The sequence below is a fragment of the Chromohalobacter marismortui genome (genome assembly GCF_004364315.1).
GTDB lineage: Bacteria > Pseudomonadota > Gammaproteobacteria > Pseudomonadales > Halomonadaceae > Chromohalobacter > Chromohalobacter marismortui.
Genome location: NZ_SOBR01000004.1, coordinates 251625 through 270540 on the forward strand (window position 1 = coordinate 251625; position 18916 = coordinate 270540).

An 18916-nucleotide genomic window follows, 5' to 3' on the forward strand; every position below is an offset into this window, starting at 1 on the left:
CAGTGCGGTGAAGCACAAGATACCATGCGCCGGGCCTGTGCCCGGCGTCATCGTGGGTACGCCGCTATCCCAGCGTTCGCGCCAGGCGTTCGATACCCGACTCAATGCGTTCGGCGTCGATGGCGCCGAATCCCAGGCGCATGAAGTTGCGCGGCGGCACACGTTCGAAGAAATGCTGAAAACCCGGCTCGATGAGCACGCCGTCTTGCGCCGCCTGCCAGGCCAGACGCTGGGTATCCACGTCTTGCGGTGCTTCCAGCCAGAACACGCTGGCATGATCGCCGCCGACGCGCCGGCAATCGCTCAAGTGCCTGACAATGGCGTCGTTCATGCACTCCCAGCGGTGGCGCATCTCGTCGGCGAACTGCCGCAGGTAGCGGTCGTAATGGCCCTGGGCGAGAAACTGCGCCAGTTGTTGTTGCAAGCTCGACGGCGGGTGGCGATACATCAACCGCCGCAGCGCACGCAGCTCGTCGATCAACTCGGCGTCGGCCACGAGGTAGCCAAGGCGTAGCCCCGGCGAGAGCGGTTTGGACAGGCTGCTCATGTAGATCACCCGCCCACCGGCTCGGCTGGCTTTCAGCGCCGGCTGCGCCTGACGGTCGAAGTTCACTTCTGCGTCATAATCGTCCTCGAGCACGATTTGATCGAAGCGCTGGATCTGTTTAATCAACTGCTCGCGACGCTCGTGGCTCATGGTGATGCCGGTCGGCCCCTGATGGCTAGGCGTCACGTAGAGGTAATCACAGCGTGGTGTCTCGGCATCGAGCCGCATGCCCTCTCCGTCCACGTGCTGGTAGTGAAGCTGGGCACCCTGGCGCAGGAAGACGTTGACCGCCTCGCGATACCCGGGGTTCTCGACGGCGACCCGCGTCTCCCTGTCGAACAACAGCTGCGCGATCAAAAACAGTGCATTCTGCGATCCCAGGGTCACCAAAATCTCATCGCTCTGTGCATGAATGCCCCGCTTGGGCAGCACCCGCGTGCGTAATTGCTCAATCAGCATTGGGTCGTCTTGATCGTAGCGATCGCTGAGCCAATGACGCTCGCGATTCCCACCCAACAGGCGTCGCGACGTCTCGCGCCATTGTTCGAGGGGAAACAACCGCGTATCCAGTTGCCCATAGACGAAGGGGAATTCGTAATGCATCCAGTTGCTGGGACGCAGTACGCCCTGCAAATGACTGGGGCGATGCGTGAAGCGTTTGCTCCAGGAGGGTGCATCCACCGCCGTCTGGCTCGTCGCTTGGGCCAGCGCCAGGGTATCGCTGTCATGATATGCATCGTGCAGGTAATACCCGCTGCGCGGCCGGCTGACCAGGTAGCCGTCCTCGACCAGGCCTTCGTACACCAACGCTACGGTATTGCGCGAAATGCCCAGTTGCAGGGACAAACGGCGACATGACGGCAACGCCTCGTCGGCGGGAATGGTCCCGGTATGGATCGCATCGAGCAGCGACTCGCGCAGCTGTTCCTGCAACCCGCGCTGGGTATCGAAATCGAGATGGAAATAATGGTCGAGCATCGTTCTCTCCCGATGTGGCATCACACCGGAAGAGATGCAAGGAACGCGCCATGACATCTCGATCCCTGCCTGGCGGCATGATTAGGCGCCGAAGCATCTGGCCAACCGGTGTCCACCAACTGGCTCTATAGCGACCAACGTCGAATTCATTAGGGTGGAATCACCAAGTTCGCGATTGCCGCCATCGCGGCGAGCCGTCTTCGGTCTCACTCAGCCAACGATCTCAACAACAACAGCGAAGGTGATTATGATGCTTCCCACGACTCGTAACGCAGGTCGCTCAACGGAGTCCTCTCCCCGCCGTTTCCTTTCCAGAGCCTTGGCCGCCACCATAGCCGGCACTTTGATGTCGTTGTCGCTACCCGCCCTGGCGGCAGATCTGGAGGAAATCCAGGAACGTGGTTACATGGAGGTGGCCACCGAGGATAACTACGCCCCCTTCAACTTCATCGAAAACGGCAAAGCCAAGGGCTTCAACGCCGACTTCGAGATCCGCCAGTCGATCCTGCCGTGGACCGGCCTGCTCGCGGCGGTCTCCAACGATCAGTACGACATGGCCTTGACCGGGGCTTCGGTCTCCGACGAGCGTTTGCGGGTCTTCAACTACACCCCGCCCTACGCCTCGGCGCAACACTTCTACATCAAGCGCGCCGGTGACGAGCGCCTGCAAAGCGTGGCCGACCTGAGCGGCAAGACCCTCGGCGTGCAAGCAGGCAGCGTGTTGCTGTCACGCCTCCCCGAGCTCGAGAAGATGCTCGAGGAGCGAGGCGGCGAACTTGGCGAGGTCGTGGAATACGCGTCCTACCCGGAAGCCTTCGCCGATTTGGCCAACGGCCGCTTGGATTACGTGATCGACTCGGCGGTGCCGGTGAATACACTGGTGGCCTCCAAGCCGGACGTATTCGCCAAGGGGCAGGCAGTCTCCGGGGCAGGCTACGTCTCCTGGCCGATTCCCAAGGATAGCCCGGAACTGCTCGCTTACATGACCGACTTTCTCGAGCATATGAAGGAAACCGGCCGTCTCGCCGAGTTGCAGAAGAAATGGTTCGGTGAAAGCTTCCCCAACCTGCCCGACGAGCCGCTGACCAGCGTCGAACAATTCCACGAACTGGCCGGCCTCGACGGCTGAACGCCCAGACGTGCCGACGTGTCAACACGGCGCCTTGGCCCCGCCACGGCGCCGCCTATCCTCCTTAGCTCGGGGAATCTGTCATGAATGCCAGCGCCTGGCAAATGTTGCTGGAAGGGGCCTGGACCACCGTCTGGATCTCCGCTGTCTCGATTGCCATCGGCGTCTTGGCGGGTTTGGTCATCGCCCTGATTCGCCTCGCGCGAATTCCCATCGTCGACCAACTTCTCGTGCTCTACATCAGCGTGGCACGCGCCACGCCCCTGGTGACCCTGGCACTGTTCATCTTTCTCAGCGCGCCCGATCTGGGGCTCGACTTCAACCGTAGCGTCGCCGGCATCCTGGCGTTGACGCTCAATACCACGGCCTTCAATGCCGAGATCTGGCGCAGCGCCTTTCGCAACTTCTCCCGCGAGCAGCGCGAAGCGGCCATGGCCACGGGAATGACGCCGTGGATCACTTTTCGCCGCATCATGCTGCCTCAGATGGTAATCACCAGCCTGCCCGGGCTGATCAACGAGATGTCGTTTCTGATCAAGGGCAGCCCCGCCATCGCGGTAATCGGCATCGTCGATCTTACACGCGTGACCAATCGCATTTCGGCCGTGACCTACGAGCCGCTACCGCCGATTCTCGTCGCCGGCGCGCTCTACATGATGGTAATCGGTTGCCTGATCTGGCTGCAGCGCATTTTCGAGCGCCGCGCCAACCGGCTGGCCATGTGAGGAGACGGCAATGAGCAATTGGGAAATTCTGTGGCAGGCGCGCGACGAGTTCTTGATCGGTTTCTGGCGCACGCTGGAGATCTTCGGTCTCTCGATCGCCGGTGCTTTTCTGATTGGCTGCGGCCTGTTGTATCTGCTCGAGGGCAGCCGCAAACGACTGACCATGCCGTTACGCATCTTCATCGATGCCATGCGCATGCTACCGTTCTTGATCCTCGTGTATCTGCTGTATTACGGCCTGCCATCCGTTGGCATTCGCCTCGATGCCTGGTGGACGGGGGTGGGCGCGTTGGCGGTATACCATGGCACCTATTTCGCCGAGATCTTCCGCAGCAACCGTCTGACCTTCCCACCGGGGCAGATCGAGGCTGCCAAGGCGCATGGCTTCACCAAGAGCAAGATGTTTTTCCGGCTGATTCTGCCGCAAGTCATCATGCAGACCCGGCCATTGCTGGGCAATCAGCTGATTTACGCCCTGAAGGATACGGCGTTTCTGGTGATCATTACCGTGCGCGAGCTCACGGCGGTGGCCAATAGCCTGTCGAGTACCTATTTCATTCCCACCGAGGCGTTCATCGTCGTCATCGGCTTTTACTGGGCGCTCAGCGTGGCGATGGAAATCATCATCAAACAATGCGGGCGCTTCAGCGCCAAGCGGGGGTTCGACAATGTCTGAAGCCAACACGTCCGAGACGGCCGCGGTATCGATCCGCCATCTTTCGAAAAGCTTCGATGACGTCGAAGTGCTGCGCGACGTCGAACTGGAGGTCAAGACCGGAGAAGTCGTCACGATCATCGGTTCGTCAGGCTCGGGCAAGTCGACGCTGTTGCGTTGCATCAACTGGCTCGAGAAGCCCGACCGGGGCAGCATTCATATCGCCGGGCAGCGCATCGGCGTCCACGATGATGGGCGCGCGATGCCGGTACGCGAGCTGGCCAAGGTGCGCGCCAAGACCGGCATGGTGTTCCAGGGCTTCAATCTGTGGCCACACCTCAACGTGCTGCACAACGTCACCGAAGCACCGATCCATGTTCAGGGCAAGTCCAAACGGGAGGCCGAGGCACTTGCCAAAGCGCTGCTCGACAAGGTCGGCATGTCGCACAAACACGACAGCTACCCCAACACGCTCTCGGGCGGCCAGAAACAGCGTGTGGCCATCGCCCGGGCATTGGCCATGCAGCCGACGGTGATGCTCTTCGACGAGCCTACCTCGGCACTGGACCCGGAGCTGGTGGGCGAGGTGCTGGCGGTGATCAAGGATCTCTCCGCCGAGGGCTACACCATGGTCATGGTGACGCACGAGATGGCCTTCGCCCGCGCGGTGTCGGATCAGGTCGTCTTCCTGGAAAAAGGCCTGATCATCGAGCGCGCCGACCCGGAGACCTTCTTCACCACCCCCAAGACCGATCGCGTACGCAAGTTCCTCGAAAATCACGACACGCCCTCGCCCGCCTGAACGGACGAGGCGCTTCACCGACCGACGCCGCTCAGCCCGTCTGGGCGGGGTCGGGCACCGTCGGGAAACGTGGCGGATGCGCCTGCATGAAGGCATGGCAGGCACGCAGCACACGAATATCGTCGTGCTTGCCGCCCGCGAGCTGAAAGCCAACCGGCATGCCCGCGTCGGTGAAGCCGCATGGCACGGAGGCGGCGGGTTGCTGGCTGAGATTGAAGGGATATGAGAAAGGCGCCCATTCCTCCCAATCGCGCATGCCACTCCCCGGCGGCACCTCATGGTTGGCTTCGAACGGCGACACCGCCACCGAGGGCGTCATCAACAGGTGATACTCCTGATTGAAGTGTTCGAGTCGCTCGGTCAGGCGCGCACGGGCCTCCAGCGCGCGGAAGAAATCCAGCGCACTCCAGCGCTCGGCGATGCGTGCATTGGCCACCAGCCCCGGATCGAGCAGGCTGCGCTCGTGCTCGGTGGACTGCGACCACACCTCCAGCGAGGCGGTGAACCATATCTTCTGAAAGATCTCGATCGGCGATTCGAAGCCGGGGTGAATCTCCTCGACCTCGGCCCCCAGGGCTTGAAGCTTTTCGGCCGCTTCTCGGACGCGGGCGGCAATCTGCGGATCGACTTGGGCATAGCCAAGATCCGGCGAGTAGGCGATACGCAAACCGCGCAGGTCGCAATCCAGGTCCACGCCCCAGTCGTCAGGCTGCCCGCGTGCTGCATAAGGATCACGATAATCGTAACGCCCGATCACGTTGAGCATGCGCGCCGCGTCCGGCACGTTGCGCGTCAACGGACCGATATGCGAGAGCGTTGGCGCCTTGGCGGGTGGCCATTGCGGCGTCCAGCCGAAGGTCGGCTTGAAACCGAATACGCCGGTAAAGGCGGCGGGTATGCGGATCGAGCCACCCGAGTCCCCGCCCTGGTGCAAGACGCCCATGTTGAGAGCGGCGGCAGCGGCCGCGCCCCCCGAGGAACCCCCTGGCGTCAGCCGCGTGTCCCATGGATTATAGGTGGCGCCGAACACGCGGTTGTCGGTGACGGCCTTCCAGCCAAACTCCGGGGTATTGGTCTTGCCCAGGAAGATGGCGCCCGCCTCACGCAGCATGCGTGCCGGCGGCGCATCGCCTTCGCAAGGCGCATCCGAGGTGGTCAACGAGCCATCACGGGCCGGCATGCCGGCCACTTCGGTCAAATCCTTCATCGACACCGGTACGCCGTCGATGGGGCTCAACGGCTTGCCCTGCCCCCAGCGACGCGCCGAGGCCTTGGCGGCCTGTTCGGCGCCCTCATGATCCACGTAGACATAGGCATTGACGGCGTCGTTGAAGCGTTCGATGCGCGACAGCGCGGCACGCGTCGCCTCCAGAGGAGAAGCATCGCCCGATTCGAACAACGCGGCCAACTGCCCGGCATCCATCATGCCCAGATCCGTCTCTTGCATGACACCCTCACATCCCTGCTTGGTGAATGGCACGCGATTGCGTGTCAGAGGCCTAGGCTAGACGCGACACCCCAGCAAGGCAACGCCAAAGAAGCCTTGCGCACGATGACCGATACCCGCAGCAACGCTTATCATCGCTGTCAACGATGCCGTCAGCCTGGGAAACCCGATGCCCGAAACGCCGTTCTATCTCCAGTTGCGTGACCGCCTGGTGGCGCTGATCGAGTCGGGAGAGCTGCGCCCCGCCGGCCGCCTGCCCGCCGAGCGCCTGCTGGCGGAGCGCTTCGCCACCACACGGATCACGCTGCGCCAGGCGTTGTCGCAGCTGGAAAGCGAGGGACGCATCCATCGCCGCACCCGACGCGGCTGGTTCGTCTCGCCGCCCCGCGTGGACTATACCCCCGACCGCGACCAGAGTTTCACCCAGTACGTCACGGCACAAGGCCGGCGCCCATTCACTCAGGTGTTGAGCCTGTACCATCGACCGGCGCCACCGACGGTGGCACAGGCGCTCATGATTCCTCCGGAACACACGGTACTGAAAGTCTGTCGGCGGCGTTATATCGACGACCGGGCGGTTCTACTGGAACGCATCTGGCTACGGGACGACCTGCTGCCGGGGCTGGCCGAAGGCGATTTCACGGCGTCGCTCTGGCAACGCCTGCATGATGACTACGGCATCGACCCGGTGCGCAAGTCGCTGCGACTCTACCCTACCGCGCTGACCGGCACTGAGGCCGAGACGCTCGGCGTGCATAGCGGAAGTGCAGGGCTTTGCGTGACGCGGACCACCTATGACCGTGACGGCCGCGCGCTCGAATACGACGAGGACCACTGGCTGCACGACGCCATCTGCATTCGTGCCGATGTCGACATGACGTAGCGTCCTCGGCGGCCGCCCATCAACGACCCGACGCCACCACCACGCAGTCGATTCCCTCGCGTGCCAGCTGCTGACAGGAACGGCGCGCCTGGCTTTCCTCGAGATCCACCAGCTGTGCCCGGAAGATGCTGCGCGCTCCCTGGGTCGAAGACACCGCGACGCGGCCACCCAGATCGAGGAAGTCGGCAGCCTGGTCGGCCTGGTGACGCGCTCGCATGCGATCGCTGAAGGCGCCTACCTGCACCGCCCAGGCACCGCCGGTCGAACGTTCCGCGGTCGGCGTCGGGCGGGCGTCGCCCTGTTCGCTCTGCGCCTGGGCGATCAGCTCGCGAATGGGATCGTCACGCATCGGTGCCGGCGAGGCGGGGATCTGCAAGCGCTCGCCGTAGATATCGGCCTGGGCGATCCAGTCCCCTTGGGCGAGCGAGGCGGCACGCGCGAAGCCGCTATCGAGCAGTTCACGCATGTGGGCATCGCGCGATTGTGCCGTGAAGCCGCCCATCACCACCGAGAGGATGCGGCGCCCATCGTGGACGGCGGAAGTCGCCACGTTGAAGCCCGAGGCGCGAATGTAACCGGTCTTGAGACCATCGGCCCCTGCATAGCTATCCAGCAGCCGGTTGTGTCCCTGATAGCGCTTTCCCTGCCAGGTGAACCGGGTCTTGCCGAAATACGGGTAATAGGCGGGGAAGTCCCGCATCAACCGCAGCGCGAGAATCGCCATGTCGCGTGCCGTCGTGACCTGCTCCGGGTCGGGGAGGCCCGAGGCGTTGCGGAAGGTCGTGTCCATCATGCCCAGGGCACGCGCCTTGTCGGTCATCTGACCGGCGAAGACGGACTCGCTGCCGGCCAGCCCTTCGGCCACCACCGCCGCCACGTCGTTGGCGGACTTGACGATGAGGATGTTGATGGCGTCCTCCACCTGCACCGTCTCGCCGGGCGTCACGCCCATCTTGGAGGGCGGCTTCGCCGCGGCGTACCGCGACACCGGCAAGCGGCTCTCCAGGCTGAGCGTATCGTCCTCGATCGCCTCGAAGAGCAGATACAGCGTCATCATCTTGGTCAATGAGGCCGGGTAGCGAGGCGCATCGGCGTTGTCGGCATGCAGGACGGCGCCGTTCTCGGTATCGATGACGATGGACGCGTAGCGCGGGTTGGGGGCCGCTTCGGCCACGGACAGCGTGCACAACGCGATGGCGAAAACGACCAACAGGGTCAGGGCGGGCGACAGCCGCGCACGCTGGGAATGCAGGGACGTCATGTTGTATGTCCTTCAAAGAGGGCCCGCCACGGGCCCATCCGTCAGATTTGCCGCGACATTTGTTATGGCGACGCCACAAAGTGCAATGACATAGGGATTATGGGCGAGAGGACGTCTCTGTACAGCCCCCAGGGCGCATTTTGGCCACTCTTCGTGACATTTCGCAATTCAATGTCGCCCGATGGTGAAGACGGCGCGTCTCAGGGCGGCGCCTGGACGACGTGCCCGACAATCTGGTATATACCAGAAGGCATCACATGCTTGATCCGCCGGAGTCCTTGTCCTGAGCCCTTTCGCCCTGGCACTAATCGTCGTTTCCGCTGCCCTGCATGCCGGCTGGAACCTGCTCGGCAAGCAAGGCGTCCCCTCGTTGGCCTTCTTTGCCCGTGCCATGGCGGCCGGCAGCGTGCTGTACGCCCCGCTCTTGCTGTGGGGCCCGGCACCGATGCAGTTGCCCTGGTCCTTCTGGGGCTGGCTCGTCGCCACTGGCGCCTGCCAGACGCTTTACATGAGCGGGCTGGCCTGGGCATACGCACGGGGCGACGTCAGTCTGCTCTACCCCATGGCGCGCGCGTTGCCGGTGCTGGGGGTCCCTGCCGTCGCGCTGCTGGTCTTGCCGGCTCCAGCCCTCGATCTCGGCGACGGCCTCGGCATGGGCCTGATCGCCATCAGCGCCCTGATCATGCCCCTGACTCACTGGCGTGCCTTCCGCCTCGAGAGCGACCTCACCCCCGCGCTGGGTTTCGTCCTGCTCGCCGCCGCCGGCACCACCGGCTACTCGCTGATCGACAAGCGCGCCCTGGGTCTGATGACCGCCAGTGGCTATACCCCGCTACAAGCCGGGTTGCACTACATGGTGCTGCAGGCCATGACGACCTGGCTGTGGATGTGGCCGTTGGTGCGGGCGTTGCCCAGCGAACGTCTCGCGGCACGACGGCTGCGTTACACGTCCGCCGCGCGTCGCGCCTGGCTGGCGGGCGCCATGATCCTTGGTACCTACGGCCTGGTGCTGATCGCCATGTCCTCCAGCGCGGACGTCAGCCACGTCGTCGCCCTGCGCCAACTCTCGATTCCCCTCGGCGTTCTCGCCGCCGTCTACTGGTTCAAGGAGCGCCTGCCGCCCCTACGCCTCGGTGCCATCGCCATCATGCTGACCGGCCTGGCGCTCGTGGCATGGTGAAGAAAGCGCTTGAGCCGACCCGGGCACGGCACCTACCTTGTAGGGTGTCGGCACAGAGAGGTGCCGAGTTCCTTCAACGATCAGGAGATGACGAAATGGAAATCATCATCGAGAACGCCGGTATGGAAGCCGACGAGTTCCATGCGATAGCTGGCGGCGATACCGGCGAAGCCTTGCGCAAGACAGCCAAGAACTACCTCGGCAGCCAAGAAGTCACCGAGCATCAGCTCGAGGAGCTACGCATGGCGGGCGGCGAGGAGTACGAGGCGCTGCGCCGCGATATGACACGCCATGCGCTGAGTGTGGTCAATGTACCCAAGGACGCCGCGATCTCCCTGGATATCGCCTTCAAGGGCGGTGCCAAGGCGTAACCCGCAAGCCTAGGACCAGGTGAGGCGGCGGCATGGGAGCAAGCGCTCCCATGCCGGGTGGACTTGCGCTATCATGATATTTTCCTGCCCCGCCGATTCCCGCTTGCTGTCATCCGCGACGCCGCCGTCTGTCGCGAGGAGTGTGCATGACGTCATCCCATGAGCCCGTCGATACGCCACCGGTGCCCGCCACCGCCAGTGTCGCGCCCGAGGATGTGGCCGCATACGAAGAAACGTTCCGCGAACCGCGCTTCTGGCACAAGATCACCCGCTATGGGCGTCGCGCGGGCCGCGAAGTCACGCGACGCGCATTGCAGCTGTACTTCGTCATGCAGCGTCCCGACGTACCGTTGTGGGCCAAGTCCACGATTCTCGGCGCGCTGGGCTATTTCATCTCGCCGTTGGACGCGATTCCCGACTTGATCCCCGCCGGCGGTTACGTCGATGACGCCAGCGTGCTCGGCGCCGCCTTGATCGCGGTGTCGGTGTACATCGACGACGACGTCAAGGCCCGCGCCGAGCAGGCCATGCCCAAGTGGTTATGAGTGCCCATAGAAAAAGCCCCTGACAATGTCAGAGGCTTCTCGTGTCACGCCGGAATAGTGCCGTCGATCACTTCTCGACGAAGGCGCGCTCGATGACGTAGTCGCCGGGCTCGCCCATGCGCGGCGAAATGTTGAAGCCCAACTCGTCGAGCATGGCGCTGGTGTCTTCAAGCATCGCCGGGCTGCCGCAGATCATGGCGCGATCCTGCTTGGGATCGAGCTCGGGCAGGCCGGTATCGGCGAAGAGCTTGCCGCTACGGATATGATCCGTCAGGCGCCCCATGGTGTGGAAGTCTTCACGCGTCACCGTGGGATAGTAGACCAACTTCTCGCTGATCTCTTCGCCCAGGTATTCATGCGCCGGCAGTTCCTGGGTAATGAAGTCGGCATAGGCCAGTTCACTGACCGTGCGCACGCCATGGATCAGCACGACCTTCTCGAAACGCTCGTAGACTTCCGGGTCCTGGATCAGACTCATGAACGGCGCCAGACCGGTACCGGTGGACAGCAGGTACAGATTGCGACCGGGCAGCAGGTCGTCGACCACCAAGGTACCGGTAGGCTTGCGGCTGACCATGATCTGATCGCCGACCTGGAGATGCTGTAGACGTGAGGTCAGCGGGCCATCGGGCACCTTGATGCTGAAGAACTCGAGATGATCCTCGTAATTGGGGCTTGCCACCGAGTAGGCTCGAAGCAAGGGCTTGCTGTCGGCTTCCAGACCGATCATGACGAACTGGCCGTTCTTGAAGCGCAGGCTACGCTCACGCGTGGTGCGGAAGCTGAACAGGGTATCGTTCCAGTGATGAACGCTGAGAACTTCTTCAAGTGCCAGTTTACTCACGACCGCTCCTTAACTTATAACCAAAAAGAATTTTCTATGCATTTGGGAGTTGAAGGAATTATAAGACCGGGACAGTATATCTGTTAAATGGATTATCTGAATATCGCTTATCCACTCTTTGGATATAGAACCGGAGACGGCCATGCGTTATACCCTGCGTCAGCTCGAAGTCTTCGTCGCCATCGCGCAGCACGAGAGTGTCTCCCGCGCGGCGCAGCGCCTGGCAATGTCACAGTCCGCCACCAGTACCGCTCTTGCGGAGCTGGAACGACAATTCGACTGCCAATTGCTCGACCGCATCGGCAAGCGGCTCAAGCTCAACGCGCTGGGCTTTCAACTCCTGCCCAAGGCCGTGGCCCTGCTCGACCGCGGCGAGGAGATCGAAGAACTGCTCAAGGGGCAGCGCGGCATCGGCTCGCTGGACGTCGGCGCGACACTGACCATCGGCAATTATCTCGCCACCCTGCTGATCAGCGACTTCATGCACCGCCACCCCGGGAGCCGCGTGCGCCTGCACGTGCGCAACACGGCCGCCATCGTCAACCGCGTCACCCATCATGACCTGGACCTGGGACTGATCGAGGGCGATTGTCAACACGATGACATCGTCATGCAGCCCTGGGTCGAAGATGAACTCACGGTCTTTTGTTCGCCGCGACATCCCTTGGCCAACGCCGGCCAGGCGGACCTGGAAACGCTGATGGGCGAGGACTGGATCATGCGTGAAGAGGGCTCGGGAACGCGCCGTACGCTGGATCAAGCGATGCGCCATCGGCGCGGCCGGCTCAATGTACTGCTCGAGCTGGAGCATACCGAGGCCATCAAGCGCGCGGTGGAATCGGGGCTGGGCATCGGCTGTGTCTCGCACCTGGCCCTGCGCGACGCCTTTCGTCGCGGCAGCCTGGTGCCCATCGCCACCCCGGAACTCGACCTGACGCGACAATTCACCTTCATCTGGCATCGTCACAAATACCTGACCACCGCCATGCGCGAATTCTTGCGCCTGTGCCGCGAGATGACCGCTGGTATTCAGCGCAGCGACGACATCGACCTGCCCGCCGTGCCATGATCGAAAACGGCCCATCGGCGTATGCCGATGGGCCGTGGTGGCAGGCAGTGGAGAAATTGCGTGGCCTAGGACTTGGTCAACGCCGGGCGTGTCGTCGAGCGCCCGTCCTCACGCAGGCTGAAACGGCCCACGACGTCGGCCAGGCGTCCGGCCTGATCACGCATCTGCTCGGCAGCCACGGTGGATTCCTCGACCATGGAGGCGTTGTGCTGGGTCATTTGATCCAGGTCGTTGACGGCCTGGTTGACCTGGGTCACGCCCTGGCTCTGCTCTTGCGTGGCGGCATTGATCTCGGCAAGGACATCGGAGACGCGCGCCACGGCGGTGACGATTTCCTGCATGCTGTCGCCCGCCGTGCGCACCAGATCGGTGCCTTCGCGGGTCTGGGCCACCGAGGTGTCGATCAGCTTCTTGATGTCGGCGGCCGCCGACGCCGAGCGACTGGCCAGTTGACGAACCTCGCCAGCCACCACCGCAAACCCGCGCCCTTGCTCGCCGGCGCGCGCCGCCTCGACCGAGGCATTGAGGGCCAGCAGGTTGGTCTGGAAGGCGATTTCGTCGATCAGACGCACGATGTCGGAAATCTGCGTCGTTTGGGCGTCCACCGCTTCCATGGTATTCACGGCCTGACGGGCGATCTCGCCACCCCGGTTGGCGGCACTCGTGGCCTCCTGGGAAAGCTGATCCGCCTGGCGCGCGGAATGGGCGGTATTTTCCACCGTGCTGGCGATCTGCTCCATGGCGGTGGAGGTTTCCTGCAGATTGGAGGCAGCCTGCTCGGTGCGTCGCGACAGATCCTGGCTGCCATTGGCGATTTCGCTGGAGGCCTCGTTCACCGAGGTACTGCTGGCCCGCACCTCGAGCAACACGTCGTTGACGGTATCCGCGAAACCATTGAAGGCCTGCGCGATTTGCGCCACTTCATCACGGCCGTCGATCTCGAGCCGGCGGGTCAGATCGCCCTCCCCGGAGGCAATATCGAACATGGCATCGCGCGCCAGGCGCAAACGCCGAAAGACAGGAGACAGCAGCGCCCACAGCAGCAAGGCGGCGATCAAACCGGACAGCACCATGGCAATCAGCGTGGATTTCAGTACGCTCTGTACCCCGGCATTGGCCTCGGCCTGATCCAGCGCAATCAGCAGACGCCAGTTGGTTCCAGGTACGGGAACACCATAGAGCAGGACGTCCCGGCCTTCGATGACCGTTTCGCGCGGTTCTCCGCCGTCGATCAGCGTATTCAGCCAGGCCGGCGTCAGGGTGTCTTTCAATGCCGTGGCGGACTTCAGCGTCAGGTCGGCATCGCGATAGGCGACGATATCGCCGTCGCGATTCACCAGCATCGCGAAACTGCTCGGCGTGGGGTGGATCGAGGTCACATTGGCGGTGACATCCGCCATGCTGACGTCGGCGCCGATCACCGCCTGGGTCTCGCCGTTCTCGATGACCGGTGTGGCAAAGGCCACCACCAGGCTATCGGTCACCATGTCCAGGTAAGGCGGGCTCGCCACGGTGTCACCGGCCGCCACGGCCGACTGATACCAGGGACGCTGGGTGGGATCGTAATCTTCGGGCGGCTGCCAGTTATCATTGGTGATCAGCCGCTTGTCCGGCAAGCCGACGTAGACCTGACTGAAATTGCCGGCCGCGGCCGTCTGTTGCAGGGCGGGAACGAAGTCGTCGCTCTCGAGCGCGGGCGGAAGGGCTTCGATCAAGCGCTTCTTGCTGGTCGCCCAGTCGGCGATGGCATCGACATTGCCGCGTGCCAAGGCGCTCAACATGTCGATATTGGTGGCGCGCTGCTGCTGACTCACCAGCCAGTAGCTCACGCCACCGGTAACGGCCAGAGCCACCAGGATCATGGCGACGCAGGCCGCCATGATCCGGGTACGAAGCGATGTGAACATAAATGAGTGCCTATCTATCGTTGAGGGATGCCTCCTTTATTAACGGCACTCATGGAAAAAACTTTAAGTACGATGGTGACTCATGGCAAGGCGAACATTCGCATCACCCGAGGGGCGGCCGGAACTTCTCGGCCAACTCGTTCTCGCTCGCGCCAGAGAGGTCCTTGTCCAGCGTATGAATGACGCATTCCTGAGTAGGCTTGTCGAGCTTCTGCCGCAATAGCCCGAGGAAATGCGGTGCGGCGGCGATAACGAACTCATCCGCCTTGCCCTGGGTACGCGCCTGACGCAGATAGTCGGCGACTTCCTTGGCGAAAAACGCAGCGTGTTTTTCCATCGTGGCCTCGTCATTGCCGGACTGGCGCGGCGAATGCGAGGCCGCATCATCGGCTTCGCCTTTGCCCCCCGTACGCAGATCGCCGGTGTGCAAACGGCCCTCGGGATGAATCAACGTATCGACTTCACGCACTACACCAGCTTGATGCGCGAAGATACGCGCACGCGTGGCATTGGCGGTGACGATATAGCGCTTGTTCATGTCTGACTCCTTGATCGGGGGGATGACCGGCATCTCGGGATGACGGCGCCTCCTGCGCCATCGATATCCCACCGCTTCGTCGCGCGAATGACGGCCCTTCAAGCATCGAAATCCAGCGCCTTTCTGTCAACCTTGCGGCAGGCGTCGGCACGCCGCGACATCCGCGTGGTCTGGCAACGACAGGTTCACGCCGGACGTAAACCTGCTAACATCGCACCGCTGGACGGAACCACCGGCTATGAGCGCTATCTGCCAGGGAGAGCGACATGCGCGACTTTATCTTGATGCGTCGCCCGTTACCGCGACGGACGCTGATCTTTTCTCATTGTGTACTGCAAATAGGCCTGCTGGTGGCTGGCGGCGCCTGGCTATGGCGTCATTCTCCAGCGGCAAGCGGACTCTCGTGGCAGGCGAGCTGGCCGATGCTGGCACTCGGCGGCGGCGTGCTGCTGCTCGCCATGGCATTACTGCGCCTATTCGCCGAGTTATGGATGGCGCCGCATCACATGCAGGCACGCCGCAACGGTTTTGCCCCAGGCGACGTGATGACGCGCGCCATCGACCGGCGTCCGGCCATGCACGACCCGGAACGGGCCTGGATCAGCACGGCCAAGCCCCTCGACGCGGACGAAGGCGTGGTGGGCCAGGCACGGGTGACACAGCCCCGCCAGCCGGCCACTTCGAAGCGGGAACCCGCCACGTCTTCGCAGCGCCAGGAACCCAGTCTCTAGCGCTGAGACGTGTCGCCCACTAGTGACCGAGAATCTGGCTGAGGAACAGCTTGGTACGCTCGGAACGCGGGTGATTGAAGAACGTTTCCGGCGGGGCTTCCTCGATGATCTGTCCCTGATCCATGAAGATGACCCGGTCGGCCACGGTCTTGGCGAAGCCCATCTCGTGCGTGACGCAGATCATGGTCATGCCTTCGCGGGCCAGCTCGACCATGACGTCGAGCACTTCCTTGATCATTTCCGGGTCCAGCGCCGAGGTCGGCTCGTCGAACAGCATCACCTCGGGGCGCATGCATAGCGCCCGGGCGATGGCCACGCGCTGCTGCTGCCCACCCGATAACTGTCCCGGATACTTCTTGGCCTGTTCGGCGATCTGCACCCGCTCCAGGTATTCCATGGCCAATTTCTCGGCTTCGTGGCGCGGCTTCTTCTGTACCCATATCTGTGACAGGCAGCAGTTCTCCAGCACGCTGAGATGCGGAAACAGGTTGAAATGCTGGAATACCATGCCGACCTGGCGACGGATCTGCTCGATGCGCTTGATATCCTCGGTCATGGTGATGCCGCCGACCGTGATCCCACCCTGCTGGTGCGCTTCCAGGCGGTTGATGCAACGGATCAATGTCGACTTGCCCGACCCCGAGGGGCCACAGATGACGATACGCTCACCGCGCTGGACGGTCAGATCGATGTCGCGCAGCACATGGAAGTCGCCATACCACTTGTTGAGGCCGGTCATCTCGATCATCGGCTCGGTGCCGTTGTCCCGTGAGGCAGTTGCTTCGCTCATGCTGGTGCTTCCTGAAATGAATTGTCTTGTTGTATGCCGGCACACCGTCTTGCCGCTGCAGCGCCTTGCGGATACCGGCTGTCGAGTACTAATGCCCTGTGTGCAGTTTGCGTTCGATGCGCTGGCTGTAGCGCGACATGCTGAAACAGAAGACCCAGTAGACCAGCGCCGCGAATACATACCCTTCCATGGCGTAGCCCAGCCACTCGGGGTCGGTGAGTCCGGCCTGGATGATCGACAACAGGTCGAGCAGGCCGATGATCAACACCAGCGAGGTATCCTTGAACAGCGCGATGAAGGTATTGACGATCCCCGGAATCACCAGCTTCAGTGCCTGCGGCAGGACGATCAGCCCCATGCGCTGCCAGTAGCCCAGCCCCAACGACATGCCGGCTTCGTCCTGGCCCTTGTCGATGGCTTGCAGTCCGCCGCGCACCACTTCCGCCATGTAGGCGCTCCAGAACAGCATGATGCCGACCAGGGCGCGCAGCAGCTTGTCGAACTCGACCTCCGAGGGCACGAACAGCGGCAGCATCACCGAGGCCATGAACAGCACGGTGATCAACGGTACGCCACGCCAGAATTCGATGAACACGACGCTGACGCCCCGTACCAGCGGCATGGATGAGCGTCGCCCCAGGGCGAGCAGGATACCGATCGGCAGCGAGCCGACGATGCCGACGACGGCAATCGTCAGGGTCAGCATCAACCCGCCCCAGTCGCGCGTCGGCACGGGCATGAGCCCGAAGGCGCCGCCAGCCAGCAGAAAGAAGGCGATGATCGGAAAGCCGGTCAGGGCGAACAGGGCCATCCAGCCCTTGGCAGGCAGGCGCGGCAGCACCAGCCAGGCGATCACGCCCGCCAGCATGGCGAAGACGATATTGACCCGCCAGATCTCGCTTTCGGGATAAAAGCCGTAGACGATGCTCTCCAGGCGTGCCGAAATGAACACCCAGCACGCGCCTTCTCCCGTACAGGCCTGGCGCGTCTCGCCCAGCCAGTCGGCCTGGACGACCGCCCATTGCAGTAGCGGCCAGAGGACCATGACGGTAACCACCAGCATCACCACGCTGACGAGGCTGTTCAACGGCGAGGAAAAGAGGTTCTGGCGCAGCCAACCGGGCACGCCGCGACGACGGACAGGGGGCTCTCGCTGGGGAATCATGGCGGTTTGTGCGGCTTCCGATGATGCTGAAGAGGTCGTCATGTCAACGCTCCTTTATCTGCACGCGGGCGTTGTAGAGGTTCATCAGGAACGACACGACCAAGCTGATCGTCAGGTAGACCGCCATGGTGATGGCGATGATCTCGAGAGCCTGTCCGGTCTGGTTGAGGGCCGTCCCCGCGAACACTGCGACCAGGTCGGGATAACCGATGGCCGTGGCCAATGATGAATTCTTGATCAGGTTGAGGTGCTGGCTGGTCAACTGCGGGATGATCAGGCGCATGGCCTGGGGGACCACGATCTTGCGCAGCGTGACGCCTGAGCTGAGCCCCAGCGAGCGTGCCGCCTCGATCTGACCATGGGCGACCGACTGGATGCCCGAACGGACGATCTCGGCGATGAACGCAGCGGTGTAGATCGACAACGCCAGCCACAGGGCGGCCAGCTCGGGCAGGATGGTGATCCCTCCGCGGAAGTTGAACCCGGCCAGGGACGGCATCTCCCAGTTCAGCGGGAAACCGTTGATCGCATAGACCGCCAGAGGCAACCCCACGATCAAGGCAAGACTGAGCCAGCCGGCGGGCAACCGCTGCCCCGTGCGATCCTGACGGCGGCGGGCGAAGCGCACCAGCAGGACGCTAGCAACCACGGCCAGCAGCAGCGCCCAGAGAACCGCGGAGAAGCCTGGCTGCGGCAGGGGTTCAGGCAGAATCAGTCCGCGAATGTTCAGAAAGACGGCTTCGAATAACGACAGGCTGTCACGCGGCGAAGGCAAGGCCCGCAGAACGGCAAAGTACCAGAAGAGAATCTGCAGCAGCAGTGGCACGTTGCGAAAGATCTCGACATAGACCATTGCCGCCTTGGCCAGCAGCCAGTTGGGGGATAAACGGGCGATGCCGACCAGAAAACCGATCAGGGTCGCCGCCACCACCCCCATGGCGGAGACCAGCAGCGTGTTCAGCAGGCCCACCAGGAACGTCATCGCGTAAGTACTGTTACCGCTGTACTCGACCAGGGTCTGAGGAATCGAGAAGCCGGCCCTTTCACCGAAGAAGCCGAACCCCGTCGTAATACCCCGCTCTTCCAGGTTGTTCATCGTATTGAACACCAGCACGAAGATGACCGCCGTCAGGGCGATGAGCAATACGGCCTGGACCAGCAGGGCTCGAAAGCTGGGGTCGCGCCACAAGGCACCGCTTTCACGCGAACGTCGAACGCTACGCCACATCATTGCATGCTCGATCAGGTAGGCAGCCACACTCCGTCCACGCACCTTGTCGGCACGTGGCACCCGGCAACTGCGTCAATGAATGTAAGATCCGCGCCGGACACACCCGGCGCGGAGGATG

At 62.8% G+C, this 18916-nt stretch carries 19 protein-coding genes; 10 read left to right on the plus strand and 9 right to left on the minus strand.

The window, feature by feature from the left end:
• Positions 1-64: 64 nt before the first annotated feature.
• The gene (gene pdxR, locus C8E00_RS10470; RefSeq protein ID WP_133697449.1) at positions 65-1525 is read right to left on the minus strand and encodes a MocR-like pyridoxine biosynthesis transcription factor PdxR; all 1461 of its coding nucleotides are present in this window, start codon (positions 1523-1525) and stop codon (positions 65-67) included.
• 346 nt (positions 1526-1871) lie between these two features.
• On the opposite strand from pdxR, the gene C8E00_RS10475 reads away from it, so the two are divergent.
• From C8E00_RS10475 to C8E00_RS10490, 4 genes are all read left to right on the plus strand, one after another.
• Entirely contained in the window at positions 1872-2654 is a 783-nt protein-coding gene (locus C8E00_RS10475; RefSeq protein WP_243833164.1) for a transporter substrate-binding domain-containing protein, read from the plus strand.
• Between the two features lie 83 nt (positions 2655-2737).
• On the plus strand, positions 2738-3379 hold the full coding sequence (locus tag C8E00_RS10480; protein ID WP_133697451.1) for an amino acid ABC transporter permease: 642 nt from the start codon (positions 2738-2740) through the stop codon (positions 3377-3379).
• A 10-nt stretch (positions 3380-3389) separates the two neighbouring features.
• The gene (locus tag C8E00_RS10485; protein WP_133697452.1) at positions 3390-4055 is read left to right on the plus strand and encodes an amino acid ABC transporter permease; all 666 of its coding nucleotides are present in this window, start codon (positions 3390-3392) and stop codon (positions 4053-4055) included.
• Positions 4048-4836 carry an amino acid ABC transporter ATP-binding protein gene (locus tag C8E00_RS10490; protein WP_133697453.1) on the plus strand — a complete coding sequence of 263 codons (789 nt, stop codon included), beginning with the start codon at positions 4048-4050 and terminating at the stop codon, positions 4834-4836. The genes C8E00_RS10485 and C8E00_RS10490 overlap by 8 nt, the downstream gene beginning before the upstream one ends.
• 31 nt (positions 4837-4867) lie before the next feature.
• Here the strand turns inward: C8E00_RS10490 and C8E00_RS10495 are convergent, their stop codons facing one another.
• The gene (locus C8E00_RS10495; protein ID WP_133697454.1) at positions 4868-6283 is read right to left on the minus strand and encodes an amidase; all 1416 of its coding nucleotides are present in this window, start codon (positions 6281-6283) and stop codon (positions 4868-4870) included.
• A gap of 169 nt (positions 6284-6452) precedes the next feature.
• Here C8E00_RS10495 and C8E00_RS10500 point away from each other — a divergent pair, with 169 nt between their 5' ends.
• Positions 6453-7166, plus strand: coding sequence for a UTRA domain-containing protein (locus tag C8E00_RS10500; RefSeq protein ID WP_133697455.1), 714 nt, complete (start codon positions 6453-6455; stop codon positions 7164-7166).
• A 19-nt stretch (positions 7167-7185) separates the two neighbouring features.
• On the opposite strand, the gene C8E00_RS10505 is transcribed toward C8E00_RS10500, so the two are convergent.
• Positions 7186-8427 (minus strand): D-alanyl-D-alanine carboxypeptidase, encoded by a 1242-nt coding sequence (locus tag C8E00_RS10505; RefSeq protein ID WP_133697456.1) that lies wholly within the window; start codon positions 8425-8427, stop codon positions 7186-7188.
• Between the two features lie 370 nt (positions 8428-8797).
• Between C8E00_RS10505 and C8E00_RS10510 the strand changes: the two genes are divergently transcribed.
• The 3 genes from C8E00_RS10510 (at position 8798) to C8E00_RS10520 (ending at position 10523) form a co-directional block, all read left to right on the plus strand.
• On the plus strand, positions 8798-9607 hold the full coding sequence (locus tag C8E00_RS10510) for a drug/metabolite transporter (RefSeq protein ID WP_243833165.1): 810 nt from the start codon (positions 8798-8800) through the stop codon (positions 9605-9607).
• A gap of 95 nt (positions 9608-9702) precedes the next feature.
• Positions 9703-9978 (plus strand): hypothetical protein, encoded by a 276-nt coding sequence (locus C8E00_RS10515; protein WP_133697458.1) that lies wholly within the window; start codon positions 9703-9705, stop codon positions 9976-9978.
• Positions 9979-10124: 146 nt separating this feature from the next.
• Complete coding sequence (locus tag C8E00_RS10520) at positions 10125-10523, plus strand: YkvA family protein (RefSeq protein ID WP_133697459.1); 399 nt, start codon at positions 10125-10127, stop codon at positions 10521-10523.
• Positions 10524-10590: 67 nt separating this feature from the next.
• Here C8E00_RS10520 and C8E00_RS10525 read toward each other — a convergent pair whose 3' ends face one another.
• Positions 10591-11367 (minus strand): ferredoxin--NADP reductase, encoded by a 777-nt coding sequence (locus C8E00_RS10525; protein WP_133697460.1) that lies wholly within the window; start codon positions 11365-11367, stop codon positions 10591-10593.
• Between the two features lie 142 nt (positions 11368-11509).
• Between C8E00_RS10525 and C8E00_RS10530 the strand changes: the two genes are divergently transcribed.
• The gene (locus C8E00_RS10530) at positions 11510-12436 is read left to right on the plus strand and encodes a LysR family transcriptional regulator (RefSeq protein WP_133697461.1); all 927 of its coding nucleotides are present in this window, start codon (positions 11510-11512) and stop codon (positions 12434-12436) included.
• 65 nt (positions 12437-12501) lie between these two features.
• On the opposite strand, the gene C8E00_RS10535 is transcribed toward C8E00_RS10530, so the two are convergent.
• Both C8E00_RS10535 and C8E00_RS10540 read right to left on the minus strand, forming a co-directional pair.
• Positions 12502-14343 carry a methyl-accepting chemotaxis protein gene (locus C8E00_RS10535; RefSeq protein WP_133697462.1) on the minus strand — a complete coding sequence of 614 codons (1842 nt, stop codon included), beginning with the start codon at positions 14341-14343 and terminating at the stop codon, positions 12502-12504.
• 103 nt (positions 14344-14446) lie between these two features.
• A complete protein-coding gene (locus tag C8E00_RS10540; RefSeq protein ID WP_133697463.1) occupies positions 14447-14881 on the minus strand; it encodes a host attachment protein in 435 nt (144 codons plus the stop codon).
• Positions 14882-15147: 266 nt separating this feature from the next.
• On the opposite strand from C8E00_RS10540, the gene C8E00_RS10545 reads away from it, so the two are divergent.
• Positions 15148-15612 carry a hypothetical protein gene (locus tag C8E00_RS10545; RefSeq protein WP_133697464.1) on the plus strand — a complete coding sequence of 155 codons (465 nt, stop codon included), beginning with the start codon at positions 15148-15150 and terminating at the stop codon, positions 15610-15612.
• 19 nt (positions 15613-15631) lie between these two features.
• On the opposite strand, the gene C8E00_RS10550 is transcribed toward C8E00_RS10545, so the two are convergent.
• From C8E00_RS10550 to C8E00_RS10560, 3 genes are all read right to left on the minus strand, one after another.
• Complete coding sequence (locus C8E00_RS10550) at positions 15632-16360, minus strand: amino acid ABC transporter ATP-binding protein (RefSeq protein ID WP_133697695.1); 729 nt, start codon at positions 16358-16360, stop codon at positions 15632-15634.
• Between the two features lie 130 nt (positions 16361-16490).
• Positions 16491-17609 (minus strand): amino acid ABC transporter permease, encoded by a 1119-nt coding sequence (locus C8E00_RS10555; RefSeq protein WP_133697465.1) that lies wholly within the window; start codon positions 17607-17609, stop codon positions 16491-16493.
• Between the two features lies 1 nt (position 17610).
• Entirely contained in the window at positions 17611-18798 is a 1188-nt protein-coding gene (locus C8E00_RS10560; protein WP_424948548.1) for an amino acid ABC transporter permease, read from the minus strand.
• Between the last annotated feature and the right edge of the window lie 118 nt (positions 18799-18916).

Excerpts from the sequence above, each read along its gene's own strand:
- C8E00_RS10560 (WP_424948548.1), bottom strand. The coding sequence starts at position 18,798 with ATGATGTGGCGTAGCGTTCGACGTTCGCGTGAAAGCGGTGCCTTGTGG.
- C8E00_RS10530 (WP_133697461.1), top strand. The coding sequence starts at position 11,510 with ATGCGTTATACCCTGCGTCAGCTCGAAGTCTTCGTCGCCATCGCGCAG.
- C8E00_RS10520 (WP_133697459.1), top strand. The coding sequence starts at position 10,125 with ATGACGTCATCCCATGAGCCCGTCGATACGCCACCGGTGCCCGCCACC.
- C8E00_RS10535 (WP_133697462.1), bottom strand. The coding sequence starts at position 14,343 with ATGTTCACATCGCTTCGTACCCGGATCATGGCGGCCTGCGTCGCCATG.
- C8E00_RS10555 (WP_133697465.1), bottom strand. The coding sequence starts at position 17,609 with ATGACGACCTCTTCAGCATCATCGGAAGCCGCACAAACCGCCATGATT.
- C8E00_RS10515 (WP_133697458.1), top strand. The coding sequence starts at position 9,703 with ATGGAAATCATCATCGAGAACGCCGGTATGGAAGCCGACGAGTTCCAT.
- C8E00_RS10540 (WP_133697463.1), bottom strand. The coding sequence starts at position 14,881 with ATGAACAAGCGCTATATCGTCACCGCCAATGCCACGCGTGCGCGTATC.
- C8E00_RS10500 (WP_133697455.1), top strand. The coding sequence starts at position 6,453 with ATGCCCGAAACGCCGTTCTATCTCCAGTTGCGTGACCGCCTGGTGGCG.
- C8E00_RS10490 (WP_133697453.1), top strand. The coding sequence starts at position 4,048 with ATGTCTGAAGCCAACACGTCCGAGACGGCCGCGGTATCGATCCGCCAT.
- C8E00_RS10550 (WP_133697695.1), bottom strand. The coding sequence starts at position 16,360 with ATGATCGAGATGACCGGCCTCAACAAGTGGTATGGCGACTTCCATGTG.
- C8E00_RS10505 (WP_133697456.1), bottom strand. The coding sequence starts at position 8,427 with ATGACGTCCCTGCATTCCCAGCGTGCGCGGCTGTCGCCCGCCCTGACC.
- C8E00_RS10485 (WP_133697452.1), top strand. The coding sequence starts at position 3,390 with ATGAGCAATTGGGAAATTCTGTGGCAGGCGCGCGACGAGTTCTTGATC.
- C8E00_RS10545 (WP_133697464.1), top strand. The coding sequence starts at position 15,148 with ATGCGCGACTTTATCTTGATGCGTCGCCCGTTACCGCGACGGACGCTG.
- pdxR (WP_133697449.1), bottom strand. The coding sequence starts at position 1,525 with ATGCTCGACCATTATTTCCATCTCGATTTCGATACCCAGCGCGGGTTG.
- C8E00_RS10495 (WP_133697454.1), bottom strand. The coding sequence starts at position 6,283 with ATGCAAGAGACGGATCTGGGCATGATGGATGCCGGGCAGTTGGCCGCG.
- C8E00_RS10475 (WP_243833164.1), top strand. The coding sequence starts at position 1,872 with ATGTCGTTGTCGCTACCCGCCCTGGCGGCAGATCTGGAGGAAATCCAG.
- C8E00_RS10480 (WP_133697451.1), top strand. The coding sequence starts at position 2,738 with ATGAATGCCAGCGCCTGGCAAATGTTGCTGGAAGGGGCCTGGACCACC.